At 62.2% G+C, this 13,726-nt stretch carries 13 protein-coding genes and 1 tRNA gene; 8 read left to right on the top strand and 6 right to left on the bottom strand.

What is annotated here, in order from left to right; translation table 11 throughout:
* Window positions 1–219 precede the first annotated feature (219 nt).
* The 3 genes from JNA92_RS15810 (at window position 220) to choV (ending at window position 3,270) form a co-directional block, all read left to right on the top strand.
* Window positions 220–1,167, top strand: a complete 948-nt coding sequence (locus JNA92_RS15810) for a choline ABC transporter substrate-binding protein (protein ID WP_241805587.1) — start codon at window positions 220–222, stop codon at window positions 1,165–1,167.
* Window positions 1,168–1,246: 79 nt separating this feature from the next.
* Complete coding sequence (gene choW, locus JNA92_RS15805; protein WP_241805704.1) at window positions 1,247–2,095, top strand: choline ABC transporter permease subunit; 849 nt, start codon at window positions 1,247–1,249, stop codon at window positions 2,093–2,095.
* Entirely contained in the window at window positions 2,092–3,270 is a 1,179-nt protein-coding gene (choV, locus tag JNA92_RS15800) for a choline ABC transporter ATP-binding protein (RefSeq protein ID WP_241805586.1), read from the top strand. Before choW ends, choV begins: the two co-directional genes overlap by 4 nt.
* Window positions 3,271–3,306: 36 nt before the next feature.
* On the opposite strand, the gene hisF is transcribed toward choV, so the two are convergent.
* The 6 genes from hisF to JNA92_RS15770 form a co-directional block, all read right to left on the bottom strand.
* Window positions 3,307–4,077 carry an imidazole glycerol phosphate synthase subunit HisF gene (hisF, locus tag JNA92_RS15795; protein ID WP_241805584.1) on the bottom strand — a complete coding sequence of 257 codons (771 nt, stop codon included), beginning with the start codon at window positions 4,075–4,077 and terminating at the stop codon, window positions 3,307–3,309.
* A gap of 10 nt (window positions 4,078–4,087) precedes the next feature.
* Window positions 4,088–4,825, bottom strand: a complete 738-nt coding sequence (gene hisA, locus JNA92_RS15790; RefSeq protein WP_003255731.1) for a 1-(5-phosphoribosyl)-5-[(5-phosphoribosylamino)methylideneamino]imidazole-4-carboxamide isomerase — start codon at window positions 4,823–4,825, stop codon at window positions 4,088–4,090.
* Between the two features lie 112 nt (window positions 4,826–4,937).
* Window positions 4,938–5,198 carry a DUF2164 domain-containing protein gene (locus JNA92_RS15785; RefSeq protein WP_241805582.1) on the bottom strand — a complete coding sequence of 87 codons (261 nt, stop codon included), beginning with the start codon at window positions 5,196–5,198 and terminating at the stop codon, window positions 4,938–4,940.
* A complete protein-coding gene (gene hisH, locus JNA92_RS15780) occupies window positions 5,199–5,837 on the bottom strand; it encodes an imidazole glycerol phosphate synthase subunit HisH (protein ID WP_241805581.1) in 639 nt (212 codons plus the stop codon).
* Window positions 5,838–6,431: an imidazoleglycerol-phosphate dehydratase HisB gene (gene hisB / locus JNA92_RS15775; protein ID WP_012316676.1), complete on the bottom strand. Its 594-nt coding sequence runs from the start codon at window positions 6,429–6,431 to the stop codon at window positions 5,838–5,840.
* Between the two features lie 277 nt (window positions 6,432–6,708).
* Window positions 6,709–8,367 carry an OFA family MFS transporter gene (locus tag JNA92_RS15770; RefSeq protein WP_241805579.1) on the bottom strand — a complete coding sequence of 553 codons (1,659 nt, stop codon included), beginning with the start codon at window positions 8,365–8,367 and terminating at the stop codon, window positions 6,709–6,711.
* 370 nt (window positions 8,368–8,737) lie between these two features.
* Between JNA92_RS15770 and JNA92_RS15765 the strand changes: the two genes are divergently transcribed.
* The 5 genes from JNA92_RS15765 (at window position 8,738) to ppk2 (ending at window position 13,660) form a co-directional block, all read left to right on the top strand.
* Window positions 8,738–10,981 carry an AsmA family protein gene (locus JNA92_RS15765; protein ID WP_241805578.1) on the top strand — a complete coding sequence of 748 codons (2,244 nt, stop codon included), beginning with the start codon at window positions 8,738–8,740 and terminating at the stop codon, window positions 10,979–10,981.
* Window positions 10,978–12,045 (top strand): A/G-specific adenine glycosylase, encoded by a 1,068-nt coding sequence (gene mutY / locus JNA92_RS15760; RefSeq protein WP_241805577.1) that lies wholly within the window; start codon window positions 10,978–10,980, stop codon window positions 12,043–12,045. The genes JNA92_RS15765 and mutY overlap by 4 nt, the downstream gene beginning before the upstream one ends.
* The gene (locus JNA92_RS15755) at window positions 12,042–12,314 is read left to right on the top strand and encodes an oxidative damage protection protein (protein ID WP_125924973.1); all 273 of its coding nucleotides are present in this window, start codon (window positions 12,042–12,044) and stop codon (window positions 12,312–12,314) included. Before mutY ends, JNA92_RS15755 begins: the two co-directional genes overlap by 4 nt.
* 90 nt (window positions 12,315–12,404) lie before the next feature.
* Window positions 12,405–12,480 (top strand) — tRNA-Phe (locus JNA92_RS15750).
* Window positions 12,481–12,670: 190 nt separating this feature from the next.
* Window positions 12,671–13,660: a polyphosphate kinase 2 gene (gene ppk2 / locus JNA92_RS15745; protein ID WP_241805576.1), complete on the top strand. Its 990-nt coding sequence runs from the start codon at window positions 12,671–12,673 to the stop codon at window positions 13,658–13,660.
* Window positions 13,661–13,726 lie beyond the last annotated feature (66 nt).

Here is a 13,726-nt window from a genome sequence, read left to right as displayed (position 1 = left end):
GGAGGAAAATGCCATATGCGACATCGCCAGTACTCAAAGCGACCCGTTCCGTACTGGTTACGACCCCACCTGTAGGCGATTGCCCGGCGCTGGTGGATTATCGAAAGCGACTCGTATTGCACGGCCTCGCATCCTGCCCTCTGCAGGCCTGGTTGACCGGACCCTGAGAAAGCCCGGCAGCCCTCGCGAACCCGAAGATAAAATCACAGGAGTCCATCCATGAAAGGTTCACCCTCGCTGTTGCTGGCCGCGTTGCTGTCCGCCCCCTTGCTGGCCCAGGCCGCAGAACCCGAGCAGTGTCAGACGGTACGTTTTTCCGATGTCGGCTGGACCGACATCACGGTAACCACCGCGACCACCAGCGTTGTGCTCGAAGCACTGGGTTACAAGACTCACACCACCATGATCTCGGTACCGGTGACCTACAAGTCGCTGGCCGCCGGCAAGGACCTGGACGTGTTTCTCGGCAACTGGATGCCGACCATGGAAAACGACATCAAGCAGTACCGCGACGCCGGCACTGTCGAAACCGTGCGCGCCAACCTGGAAAACGCCAAGTACACCTTGGCCGTACCCCAGTCGCTGTACGACAAGGGCCTCAAGGATTTTGCCGACATTCCCAAGTTCAAGAAGGAACTGGAAGGCAAGATCTACGGCATCGAACCGGGTAACGACGGCAACCGCACCATCCAGAGCATGATCGACAAGAACGCCTTCGGCCTGAAGGACGCCGGTTTCAAGATCGTGCAGTCCAGTGAGGCCGGCATGCTGTCGCAGGTGGACCGGGCGCAGAAGCGCGGGGAGGCGATCGTATTCCTCGGTTGGGAACCTCACCCGATGAACACCCGCTTCAAGATGCAGTACCTGACCGGCGGGGACGACTTCTTCGGCCCCGAACTGGGCAAGGCAACCGTGCTGACCAATACCCGCAAGGGCTATGTGCAGGAGTGCAGCAACGTAGGCCAACTGCTCAAGAACCTGTCGTTCGAGCTCAAGGATGAAAGCACCATGATGGGCTATGTCCTGGACGACAAGATGAAGCCCGACGCAGCTGCCAGGAAGTGGCTCAAGGACAACCCAGGCAAGCTGGACGCCTGGCTCGCCGGTGTGACCACCGTGGACGGCAAACCGGGCCTTGAGGCGGCCAAAGCCAAACTGACGCAATAACGCAAGACGAAGGCAACACCGCGGGGTGGGACCGTGCTCGCCCCGGACTGATTTCAATCTTTGCAGGTGGAAGCTCGCTATCATGCTTATCGATCAGAAAATACCCCTGGGTGAGTACATCGCGTCATTCGTCGAATGGCTGACCCAGAATGGCGCCGATTACTTCGACGCCATCGCTCAAGGCCTGGAATTCATGATCCAGGGCGTCACCGGCACTCTGACCTGGTTCAACCCGTTCGTCCTCATCGCCCTGTTCTCCGCCCTCGCGCACCTGATTCAGCGCAAATGGGCACTGACTGTGTTCGTCGCCCTCTCCTTCCTGCTGATCCTCAACCTGGGCTATTGGCAGGAGACCATGGAAACCCTGGCGCAAGTCACCTTTGCCACCGTGGTCTGTGTGGCCATCGGTGTACCGCTGGGGATCGTTGCCGCGCACAAACCGATGTTCTATACCGCGATGCGCCCGGTGCTCGACTTGATGCAGACGGTGCCCACCTTCGTTTACCTGATCCCAACCCTGACACTGTTCGGCCTGGGTGTGGTGCCTGGGCTGATCTCCACGGTGGTGTTCGCCATCGCCGCGCCGATTCGCCTGACCTACCTGGGCATCTGCGACGTCCCGCAGGAGCTGCTGGACGCCGGCAAGGCCTTCGGCTGCTCGCGGCGCCAGTTGCTGACCCGCATCGAACTGCCCCACGCGATGCCGAGCATCGCCGCCGGCGTTACCCAGTGCATCATGCTGTCGCTGTCGATGGTGGTGATCGCGGCCCTGGTGGGCGCCGATGGCCTGGGCAAACCCGTGGTCAACGCACTGAACACCGCCGACATTTCCCTGGGCTTCGAAGCGGGCCTGGCAATCGTACTGCTGGCCATCATGCTCGACCGTATCTGCAAGCAACCGGAAGTCACGGTAAGGGGTGAAGCATGAGCATCATTCGTTTCGAAGATGTCGACGTCATCTTCTCCAACAAGCCGCGTGAAGCGCTGGCACTGCTCGATCAGGGCAAGACCCGGGAGCAGATCCTCAAGCAGACCGGGCTGGTGGTGGGTGTCGAAAAGGCCAACCTGGATATCAACAAGGGCGAGATCTGCGTGCTGATGGGCCTGTCCGGTTCGGGCAAGTCGAGCCTGCTGCGCTGCATCAACGGCCTGAACACCGTCAGCCGCGGCAAGCTGTTCGTCGAGCACGAAGGCAAGCACATCGACATTGCCCACTGCACCCCGGCAGAGCTCAAGATGATGCGCACCAAGCGCATCGCCATGGTGTTCCAGAAGTTCGCCCTGATGCCTTGGCTGACGGTGCGCGAGAACATCAGCTTTGGCCTGGAAATGCAGGGCCGCCCTGAAAAGGAACGGCGCAAGCTGGTGGACGAGAAGCTTGAGCTGGTGGGTTTGACCCAGTGGCGCAATAAGAAGCCGGACGAACTCTCCGGCGGCATGCAGCAGCGCGTGGGCCTGGCCCGGGCACTGGCGATGGACGCTGACATCCTGCTGATGGACGAACCGTTCTCGGCCCTCGACCCACTGATCCGCCAGGGCCTGCAGGACGAGCTGCTGGAGCTGCAGCGCAAGCTCAACAAGACCATCGTGTTCGTCAGCCACGACCTGGACGAAGCGCTCAAGCTGGGCAGCCGCATCGCCATCATGAAGGATGGGCGGATCGTTCAGTACAGCAAGCCCGAGGAGATCGTGCTCAACCCGGCGGACGACTACGTACGCACCTTCGTGGCCCACACCAACCCGCTGAACGTGCTGTGCGGCCGCAGCCTGATGCGCACCTTGGACAACTGCAAACGGATCAACGGCTCGGTATGCCTGGACCCAGGCATCGATTCGTGGCTGGACCTGGGCGAAGGTGGCTCGCTCAAGCGTGCACGCCAAGGGCAGAACGGGCTGGACCTGCAGAACTGGGCACCTGGAGAGGATGTCGAGTTGCTGGAGCGGCGGCCGACACTGGTCAATGCCGATATCGGCATGCGCGAGGCGCTGCAGATCCGTTACCAGACTGGCAACAAGCTGGTGCTGCAAGATAACGACAAGGTAGTGGGGATACTTGGGGATACCGAGCTATACCACGCGCTGCTCGGCAAGAGCCACGGCTAATGCAACCGGGGCCGCTGTGCGGCCCCAATCAATCTGTCAGCGAACGACGATACCGCGGGCAGCCATGTAGGCCTTGGCTTCCGGCACCGTGTACTCACCAAAGTGGAAGATGCTCGCCGCCAGCACCGCGCTGGCATGCCCTTCCAGAATCCCGTCAGCCAGGTGCTGCAAGTTACCCACACCACCCGAAGCGATCACCGGAATCCCCAGCGCATCGCTGATGGCACGGGTCACACCCAGGTCGAAACCGTTCTTCATGCCGTCCTGGTCCATGCTGGTCAGCAGGATCTCACCGGCACCCAGGCTTTCCATCTTCTTCGCCCACTCGACCGCGTCCAGCCCGGTCGGCTTGCGCCCGCCATGGGTGAAGATTTCCCAGCGCGGCGCTTCACCGGGGCCAGACACCTTCTTGGCATCGATGGCCACCACGATGCACTGCGAACCGAAACGGTCGGCAGCCTCACCCACGAACTCAGGGTTGAACACCGCGGCGGTGTTGATCGAAACCTTGTCGGCACCGGCATTGAGCAGGTTGCGGATGTCCTGCACGGTACGCACGCCACCGCCCACGGTCAGCGGGATGAACACCTGGCTGGCCATGCGCTCGACGGTATGCAAGGTGGTATCGCGGCCATCGACGCTTGCGGTGATGTCGAGGAAGGTGATTTCGTCGGCACCCTGCTCGTTGTAGCGACGGGCAATTTCCACCGGGTCGCCGGCATCACGAATGTTCTCGAACTTGACGCCCTTGACCACCCGGCCGTTGTCCACGTCCAGGCAAGGGATGATGCGCTTGGCCAGTGCCATGGTTCAGTCCTCAGCCTTGGTAGTTGTCGCAGAAGGCCTGGGCCTCGGCGACATCGAGGGTGCCTTCGTAGATGGCACGGCCGGTGATGGCACCGATGATGCCCGGGGCCTTGGCGTCCAGCAGGGCCTTGATGTCACCCAGGTTGTGGATACCGCCCGAAGCGATCACCGGAATGCGGGTGGCTTCGGCCAGTGCCTTGGTGAACGGCACATTGCAGCCCTGCATCATGCCGTCCTTGGCGATGTCGGTGTAGACGATCGCCGAGACGCCATCGGCCTCAAAGCGCTTGGCCAGGTCGATGACCTGCACCGAGCTCACTTCAGCCCAGCCGTCGGTGGCGACGAAACCGTCCTTGGCGTCCAGGCCAACGATGACCTTGCCGGGGAAGGCCTTGCACGCTTCGGCGACGAACTCAGGTTGCTTGACCGCCTTGGTGCCGATGATCACGTAGCTGACGCCAGCCTTGACGTAGTGCTCGATGGTTTCCAGCGAACGGATACCCCCGCCGATCTGGATCGGCAGGTTCGGGTAACGCTTGGCGATGGCAGTGACCACTTCACCGTTGACCGGCTGGCCTTCGAAGGCGCCGTTGAGGTCGACCAGGTGCAGGCGGCGGCAACCACCCTCCACCCACTTGGCGGCCATGCTCACCGGGTCGTCGGAAAATACCGTGGAGTCTTCCATGCGGCCCTGGCGCAGGCGCACGCAGGCACCGTCCTTCAGATCGATAGCGGGGATAATCAGCATGCTCTTTCCTTCGTCAATTCAAGCGGCAAGCTGCAAGCGACAAGCTGCAAGCATGCGCGTCGTGTTTTCGATGGCGGTCCAGCTTTGGCTTGCAGCTTGAGGCTTGAAGCTTTCAGCTTTTTTCCAACGCCCACAGGTCGCTCTCGATGCTCTCGAACCGCTCCTTGAGGTGCAGCTGAACATCGGCAATCGCCCTGTTGTAGTAATGGGGTGCAATCTCTTTGCTGAACAGCTCGAGGACCTCAGCCACCTCGAACGACCCCAGCTGCAGCTCGAAGCGGTCTTCGAGGAAGCGCTTGAGGGTGTCGAGCGCTTCGCGCTCCTGCTCGGGGGCCAGGGTGATGACGGGGGCCTTGGTCTTCGACCTGCTCATTTACCAGCGCCCGTCCCAGGCCACGAAGTTCTGCAGCAGTTGCAGGCCATGGGTATGGCTCTTCTCCGGGTGGAACTGCACGGCAAAGCGCGAGCCCTCGGCCAGCGCGGCAGCGAAGTCGACGCCATAATGGCCGCGACCGACCACTTGCCCCGGCTTGCCGGCATTGATGTAGTAGCTGTGCACGAAATAGAAGCGCGCACGATCAGAGATGTCGTGCCACAGCGGGTGGTCGACGGCCTGAGTGACTTCGTTCCAGCCCATGTGCGGCACTTTCAGGTGTTCGCCACCTTCCTGCAGGTCTTTACCGAAGAAGCGCACCTGGCCAGGGAACAGGCCGATGCAGTCGACACCGTCGTTTTCTTCGCTGTGCTCCAGCAGCGCCTGCATGCCTACACAGATGCCCAGAAACGGCCGGTCCTGGCTGACTTCACGCACCAGGCTGTCGAAGCCCAGGCGGCGGATTTCGGCCATGCAGTCGCGGATCGCGCCGACGCCCGGGAACACCACACGGTCAGCCTCGCGAATCACCGCAGCATCGCTGGTGACCATCACCTTGCCGGCGCCGACGTGCTCGAGCGCCTTGGCTACCGAGTGCAGGTTGCCCATGCCATAGTCGATTACGGCTACCGTCTGCATTTACAGGCATCCCTTGGTGGATGGCATCTGCCCGGCCATGCGCTCGTCCTGGGTCACGGCCATGCGCAGGGCACGACCGAAGGCCTTGAACACGGTTTCGATCTGGTGGTGGGTGTTATGGCCACGCAGGTTGTCGATGTGCAGGGTAACCAACGCATGGTTGACGAAGCCCTGGAAAAACTCCTGGAACAGGTCGACATCGAAGCCGCCAACGGTGGCGCGGGTGTAGGGCACGTGCATCTGCAGGCCTGGGCGGCCAGAGAAGTCGATGACCACACGCGACAGCGCTTCGTCCAGCGGCACATAGGCATGGCCGTAACGGAAGATGCCTTTCTTGTCGCCGATGGCCTGGGCGAATGCCTGGCCCAGCGTGATACCGACGTCTTCGACGGTATGGTGATCGTCGATATGCAGGTCACCCTTGCACTCGATATCCAGATCGATCAGCCCGTGCCGGGCAATCTGGTCGAGCATGTGTTCAAGGAAAGGCACGCCGATATCGAATCGGGCCTTGCCACTGCCATCGAGGTTGATCGAGCACTTGACCTGGGTTTCCAGGGTATTGCGCTCGACGGAAGCCTTACGTTCGACCATCACCAGCTCCGCAAAATCATTGGGCGAAAAGGGCTACATTATAGGCCCAGAACGCTCAAGCTTGGAACGCGGATGACATATGGCATCGCAAGGGGCTGCTCGGCAGGCCGATCACCGGCAAGACGCCTCCCCCAAAGCCCCGCCAGAACTCAAGCCCAGCGGAGAAACCTGTGAGGGCAACTGGCTTGCCCAGTGTCTAAAACCGGCGCAATCCAGTTGGCCGGCTTGCCGGTGATGAGGCCAGGACAGCCAGCCAGTCAGCTGGCTGTCATACCCCTTAGTGGAACAACACCGCCGTCTTCTGCAGGGTAATCCACACCCCCCAGGCCAGCGGAATCACCACTACCGCCCACGCGATCAGCACCAGCGGCAGGCTGCCAGGCGCTGCATGCCACTCCAGCGCACGCGCACCATCGGCACCTTTGTCGTGGCTCAGGGCACGCTCGGCCGCAAGCTCGGCATCGCTCATGAAGTGCTTGTCGGCTACCGGGCGCACCAGCAAGTTGCAGACGAAGCCCAGCACCAGCAGGCCAGCGAGGATGTACAGGGTCATGTCATAAGCCGCCGCACGCTCCACACCCGCGGCCAACTGATACTCACGCAGGTAAGTGATCAGCACCGGGCCCAGCACGCCAGCAGCGGCCCAGGCCGTCAACAGGCGGCCGTGGATGGCACCGACCATCTGCGTGCCGAACAGGTCAGCCAGGTAGGCCGGCACCGTGGCGAAGCCACCGCCATACATGGACAGGATGATGCAGAAGGCCGCCACGAACAGTGCCACGTTGCCCAGATGGCCCATGTTCGGCACCAGGCTGTAGAGGCCCACACCCAGGGCGAAGAAGGCGAAGTAGGTGTTCTTGCGGCCGATGTAGTCCGAGAACGACGCCCAGAAGAACCGCCCACCGATGTTGAACAGGCTCAGCAGGCCGGTGAAGCCCGCGGCAATGGCGGCAATCTGCGCCAATTGTGCGGCGTTCAGCTCGCTGAAGCTCAGCTCGTTGCCCAGCAGCTTGCCAGCGAACACTTCCTGCAGCAGCGGCGACGCCATGCCCAGGATGCCGATGCCCGCAGAAACGTTCAGGCACAGCACCAGCCAGATCAGCGCGAATTGCGGGGTTTTCCAGGCAACGCTGACGTGCACGTGACGGTCGGTGACCATCGCATTGGCTTTCTTCACCGGCGCAGTCCAGCCTTCTGGCTTCCAGCCGGTCGGCGGCACGCGGTACGCCAGGGCGCCAGCGGTCATGAACACGAAGTAGATCGCCGCCATGACCACGAAACTCTGCCATACGCCGACTTCATGCTCATTGCCGAAGTGCCCCATCAGCGCAGTGGCTAGCGGTGCACCGACCATGGCACCGCCGCCAAAACCCATGATCGCCATGCCAGTGGCCATGCCGCGCTTGTCCGGGAACCACTTGATCAAGGTCGAAACCGGCGAGATGTAACCCAGGCCCAGGCCGATACCGCCGATCACGCCGGAGCCCAGCCACATCAGCCACAGCTGATGGGTCTTCACGCCAATCGCCGAAATCAGCATGCCGCCGCACCAGCACAGGGCCGACACCAGGCCCGCCTTACGCGGCCCTGCGTGCTCCAACCAACCGCCCAGCACCGCTGCCGAGCAACCCAGGAACACGAAGAACAGGGTGTAGATCCAGCTCAGCATGGAAATGGGCCAGTCGCACTCGGCGCTGAACATGCGAGCAATGAAGCCCATGTCCGCCGAGCACGCTACCGGGGCGGTAATGCCGATGGCTTGGGAAAGCGGCAACCAGAACACGGAAAAACCGTAGGCCATGCCGATACACAGGTGAATGGCCAGCGCGGCCGGGGGTACCAGCCAGCGGTTGAAACCGGGGCGGGCGATGATGCGCTCCTTCGACAAGAAGCTTGGCGCGCTGGCCACCGCTCCTGCCGTGATACTGCTGTTCATGGATGTGATCCTTTTGTAGGTAGACGATGCGTGCGCATTGAATGCCCGGCTCTTTTGCTGGCACGTAAGGCTCGGCCGTTTCATGGCAACGTTCCGCGACAATACGTCGCGGCCGCTTCGCAGGCGCCGAAAGAGTACCAGTTCGCCTATGACATGAAAGCAATCTGATATCGTTATTTTTCGAACGGCTGAATCGGTATTGCTTGCGGTACAGGTAAAAGGAACTGCCCAAACCACAACTGTCGAAAGCCACAACACCTGATCAATCGGTAGGAAATGCTCTGTATCTCTTGTCGAGTACGCTGGGCATACCACTGCGGCGCTATACTCTGGCGCTTGAAAATCAAATACGGACTACAAGGACTCGCCCATGAAAGCGTTCGGCAAACTCCTGGGACTGGGGCTTCTCGGGTTGCTGCTGATCATCGTGGCGCTGGGCTTCGCCCTGACCCACCTCTTCGATCCCAACGACTATAAAGACGAGATCCGCCAGTTGGCGCGCGACAAGGCCCACGTCGAGCTGACCCTCAATGGCGACATCGGCTGGAGCCTGTTCCCCTGGCTGGGCCTGGAGCTTCACGAAGCCAGCATCGCCACCTTGAACAAGCCCAAGGAGCCGTTCGCCGACCTGCAGATGCTTGGCCTGTCGGTCCGCGTGCTGCCCTTGCTGCGCCGTGAAGTGCAGATGAGCGATGTGCGCGTCGAAGGCCTGAACCTGACCCTGAACCGTGATGAACAGGGCCATGGCAACTGGGAAGACATCGGCAAACCGCTGCCTGCGCAAACCGGCCCGACCGCCAGTGCACCTGCGCCTGCAGATCAGCCCAACGCCTCTGCAGAGAGCAGCAGCGAACGTGCGGTCAAGCTCGACATCGACAGCCTGACCGTGAACAACGCCCGCGTGCACTACAGCGATGCCAAGACCGGCCAGAGCTACAGCGCCGAAAGCATCCAGCTGAGCACCGGCCCGATTCACGAGGGTGCGAACATCCCGCTCAAGGCCAGCGCCTTCCTCAGCGCCAGCCAGCCGAACATGAAGGCACGCACCGAACTTGCCGGCGAGCTGCGCTTTGACCGCAAGCTCAAGCGCTATAACTTCGAGGACATGCGCCTGTCCGGCGAAACCTCGGGCGAGCCGCTGGCCGGCAAGACCATGACCTTCGCGGCCCAAGGCCAGCTGCTGGTCGACATGGCAGCCAACGTCGCCACTTGGAACGGCCTGAAAATCTCGGCCAACCAGCTGCGCGCCCTGGGCGAGCTCAACCTGCGCGACCTGGACAAGACGCCGCAGCTCAGCGGTGGGCTGTCCATCGCGCAGTTCGACCTGCGCACCTTCCTCGATGGCATCGGCCACCCCCTGCCGGCCACCAGCGACCCCGCAGCCTTCAACAAGCTGGAGCTGGTCAGCCGCCTGCAGGGCACGCCAAACAGCCTGGCCCTGGAAGACCTCGCGGTAAAACTCGACGACAGCACCTTCACCGGCCGCGTTGCCGTCGAGAACTTTGCCAAGCAAGCGTTGCGCTTGCAGCTCAAGGCCGACACGTTCGACGCCGACCGCTACATGCCGGCCAAGAGCGATGAAGCCAAGGGTGCCACCGCAGCGCGCCAGAACGAGGTCAAGCAACAGGAAGCCAGCGCCATCGCCGGTGCCGGCAGTTCTCCGCTGCCTAACGCCCCCACCCAGGTAGCCTGGAGCAACGACAAGCTGCTGCCGGTGGACCGCCTGCGCACGCTCGACCTGCAGGCCGACCTGGCCTTCGGCTCACTGACCCTGGACAAGCTGCCGATCAACGACGCGCAACTGCAAGCGAACGGCCAGGGCGGCCTGATCACCCTGCAGACCCTGCGCGGCGGCCTCTATAACGGCAGCTTCGAAGCCAAAGGCACCGTCGATGTGCGCCCAGCCGTGCCGCAGATTGGCGTCAACACCAAGATCAACCGCGTGCCGGTTGAGCACTTCATCAAGGCTGAAGACAAAGACCAGGCCCCGCCGGTCAAAGGCCTGCTGACCCTCAGCAGCGACCTGACAGCCACCGGTAACAGCCAGAAGGCACTGGTGGACACCCTCAACGGCAACGCAAACTTCACCATCAACGACGGCGTGCTGGTCAACGCCAACCTGGAACAGCAGCTCTGCCAGGCCATCGCCACGCTGAACCGCAAGACCCTCAGCGGCGAGCCACGCGGCAAGGACACACCGTTCCAGGAGTTGCGCGGCAGCCTGGTGGTGCGCAACGGCGTGGCCAGCAACCCGGACCTCAAGGCACGCATCCCAGGCCTGACCGTCAACGGCCACGGCGACCTGGACCTGCGCGTGCTCGGCATGGACTACAACGTCGGGGTGATCGTCGAAGGTGACCAGCGCGCCATGCCCGACCCGGCCTGCCAGGTCAATGAGCGTTACGTCGGCGTCGAACTGCCGCTGCGTTGCCGTGGCCCGCTGGAGCTTGGTGCCAAGGCCTGCCGCCTTGACCAGGACGGCCTGGGCAAGGTTGCCGCCAAGCTGGCCGGCAACCGCCTCAAAGACAAGATCGATGAAAAACTTGATGAAAAACTCGGAGACAAAGTGAGCCCAGAATTGAAAGACGCGCTCAAGGGGCTGTTCAAGCGATGAGCCCTGCGCAGTTCTCCAGCGCCGTGCTGGACTGGTACGACCAGCACGGCCGGCACGACCTGCCCTGGCAGCAAGGCATCAACCCTTACCGGGTGTGGGTGTCGGAAATCATGCTGCAACAGACCCAGGTCAGCACCGTGCTGAACTACTTCGACCGCTTCATGCAGGCCCTGCCCACCGTGCAGGCGCTGGCCGAAGCACCGGAGGACGAGGTGCTGCACCTGTGGACCGGCCTGGGTTACTACACCCGCGCACGCAACCTGCAGAAGGCCGCGAAGATCGTCGTCGAGCAATACGGCGGTGAGTTCCCGCGCAGTGTCGAACAGCTTACCGAGCTGCCAGGTATCGGCCTCTCCACCGCCGGTGCCATTGCCAGCATCAGCATGGGTATCCGTGCGCCGATCCTCGACGGCAACGTCAAACGCGTGCTGGCCCGCTTCACCGCCCAGGCCGGTTACCCAGGCGAGCCGAAGGTGGCCAATGCCCTATGGGCCACCGCCGAGCGCTTCACCCCGCAACAACGCGCCAACCACTATACCCAGGCGATGATGGACCTGGGCGCCACGCTGTGCACCCGCAGCAAGCCAACTTGCCTGCTGTGCCCCGTGCGCAGCGGCTGCGAAGCGCACCTGCATGGCGAAGAAACGCGCTACCCCGAACCCAAACCGCGCAAAGCGCTGCCCCAGCGGCGCACGCTGATGCCGCTGTTGGCCAACCATGAAGGCGCCATCCTGCTGTACCGGCGCCCGTCCAGCGGCCTGTGGGGCGGCCTGTGGAGCCTGCCGGAGCTGGACGCCATCGAGCAGCTCGATGACCTGGCCTACCAGCATGGCCTGCGCCTGGCCGAAAGCCGCGCGCTGGACGGCCTGACCCATACCTTCAGCCATTTCCAGCTGGCGATCGAGCCATGGCTGGTGCGTGTCGACCCCGTCGGCCAGCACGTGGCCGAGGCCGACTGGCTCTGGTATAACCTCGCCACCCCGCCGCGCCTGGGCCTCGCCGCCCCGGTCAAAAAGCTGCTCAAACGCGCGGCCAACGAACTGATTGCAGGAGATGCCCGATGACCCGCACCGTGATGTGCCGCAAATACAAAGAACAACTGCCAGGCCTGGAGCGCCCGCCTTACCCGGGCGCCAAGGGCCAGGACATCTTCGAGCACATCTCGCAGCAAGCCTGGGCCGACTGGCAGAAGCACCAGACCATGCTGATCAACGAGAAGCGCCTGAACATGATGAACGCCGAGGACCGCAAGTTCCTTCAGGGCGAGATGGACAAGTTTTTCGCCGGCGAAGATTACGCGCAGGCGGAAGGTTACGTTCCACCGGCCGAATGACCCTGAAAATCGTAAGCGACGGAATTAATTTAAAATTTTTTCAAAAAGTCGTTGACGAGCGGTCTGGAAATCTATTTAATTCACCTCGTCGCCCAGATAGCTCAGTCGGTAGAGCAGAGGATTGAAAATCCTCGTGTCGGCGGTTCGACTCCGTCTCTGGGCACCACCTTCAGCTTCTGGTGGTTGCAAAGTTACCCGAAGCGACAACAAGAAACCCGCCCAGTGCGGGTTTTTTGTTGCCTGGAATTTTTCAGCCTGTTTGCCTACCCCGTAGCGTTGACCCGCATCAACTAACCCCCTCTCGCTCAAACCCACAATTGCAGTCGAACATTCGAATCGACCTCGCAAGGACCTCCATGAGCGAAGAATCCCCCCTCCTGCTCCCCGCCCCCGCAGAACCGACGCCCAGCACCGCACCCAAGCCTCGCGCCCGCCGCGCCCGCCAACGCAAACCTGAGCCCTCCATCACCCAGGTCAGCCAGGAACCGGCGGCCCTGGAAGTGGCCAGCGCGCCGAAAGGCAGCAACGAGGACAGCACCTCTGCCCGGCTACCGGCGAGCTACCCCTACCCGACCCGCATGCGCCGCCAGGAATACGAAAAGGCCAAGCACGCGCTGCAGATCGAGCTGCTGAAGGTACAAAGCTGGGTCAAGGACACCGGCCAGCGCGTGGTGGTGCTGTTCGAAGGGCGGGATGCGGCAGGCAAGGGCGGCACCATCAAGCGCTTCATGGAACACCTGAACCCACGGGGTGCGCGCATCGTCGCGCTGGAGAAACCTTCCGAGCAGGAAAAGGGCCAGTGGTATTTCCAGCGCTACATCCAACACCTGCCCACGGCTGGTGAAATGGTGTTCTTCGACCGCTCCTGGTACAACCGCGCCGGGGTCGAGAAGGTGATGGAATTCTGCACACCATTGCAGTACCTGGAGTTCATGCGCCAGGCGCCGGACCTGGAGCGCATGCTGTGCAACAGCGGCATCCTGCTGTTCAAATACTGGTTTTCGGTGAACCGCGAAGAGCAGCTGCGCCGCTTCATCTCACGCCGGGACGACCCGCTCAAGCACTGGAAGCTCTCGCCTATCGACATCAAGTCACTGGATAAGTGGGAGGACTACACCGCCGCCAAGGAGGCGATGTTCTTCCACACCGACACTGGCGATGCACCGTGGACGGTGATCAAGTCCGATGACAAGAAGCGTGCGCGGATCAACTGCATCCGGCATTTCCTGCATTCGCTGGATTACCCGGGCAAGGACCCCAGCGTGGCGTACGCGCCGGATGACTTGCTGGTTGGCCGGGCTTCGCGCGGGTTCGAGGAGGATGAAAGTTGTACGCCTGAGCGCTGAATGGCCGGGGCTTGGGTTTCCCGGGCAATTAGGCTTCAATACGCACATTTTCGCCCCCAAGGATTT

This window comes from Pseudomonas putida, from assembly GCF_022627325.1.
Taxonomy (GTDB): Bacteria; Pseudomonadota; Gammaproteobacteria; order Pseudomonadales; family Pseudomonadaceae; genus Aquipseudomonas; species Aquipseudomonas putida_X.
Note: the sequence above shows the minus strand (reverse complement) of the source record. Positions and strands in the feature narration are given on the sequence as shown.

Excerpts from the sequence above, each read along its gene's own strand:
- JNA92_RS15810 (WP_241805587.1), top strand. The coding sequence starts at position 220 with ATGAAAGGTTCACCCTCGCTGTTGCTGGCCGCGTTGCTGTCCGCCCCC.
- mutY (WP_241805577.1), top strand. The coding sequence starts at position 10,978 with ATGAGCCCTGCGCAGTTCTCCAGCGCCGTGCTGGACTGGTACGACCAG.
- JNA92_RS15785 (WP_241805582.1), bottom strand. The coding sequence starts at position 5,198 with ATGAGCAGGTCGAAGACCAAGGCCCCCGTCATCACCCTGGCCCCCGAG.
- hisH (WP_241805581.1), bottom strand. The coding sequence starts at position 5,837 with ATGCAGACGGTAGCCGTAATCGACTATGGCATGGGCAACCTGCACTCG.
- hisF (WP_241805584.1), bottom strand. The coding sequence starts at position 4,077 with ATGGCACTGGCCAAGCGCATCATCCCTTGCCTGGACGTGGACAACGGC.
- hisB (WP_012316676.1), bottom strand. The coding sequence starts at position 6,431 with ATGGTCGAACGTAAGGCTTCCGTCGAGCGCAATACCCTGGAAACCCAG.
- JNA92_RS15770 (WP_241805579.1), bottom strand. The coding sequence starts at position 8,367 with ATGAACAGCAGTATCACGGCAGGAGCGGTGGCCAGCGCGCCAAGCTTC.
- hisA (WP_003255731.1), bottom strand. The coding sequence starts at position 4,825 with ATGCTGATTATCCCCGCTATCGATCTGAAGGACGGTGCCTGCGTGCGC.
- choV (WP_241805586.1), top strand. The coding sequence starts at position 2,092 with ATGAGCATCATTCGTTTCGAAGATGTCGACGTCATCTTCTCCAACAAG.
- JNA92_RS15755 (WP_125924973.1), top strand. The coding sequence starts at position 12,042 with ATGACCCGCACCGTGATGTGCCGCAAATACAAAGAACAACTGCCAGGC.
- ppk2 (WP_241805576.1), top strand. The coding sequence starts at position 12,671 with ATGAGCGAAGAATCCCCCCTCCTGCTCCCCGCCCCCGCAGAACCGACG.
- JNA92_RS15765 (WP_241805578.1), top strand. The coding sequence starts at position 8,738 with ATGAAAGCGTTCGGCAAACTCCTGGGACTGGGGCTTCTCGGGTTGCTG.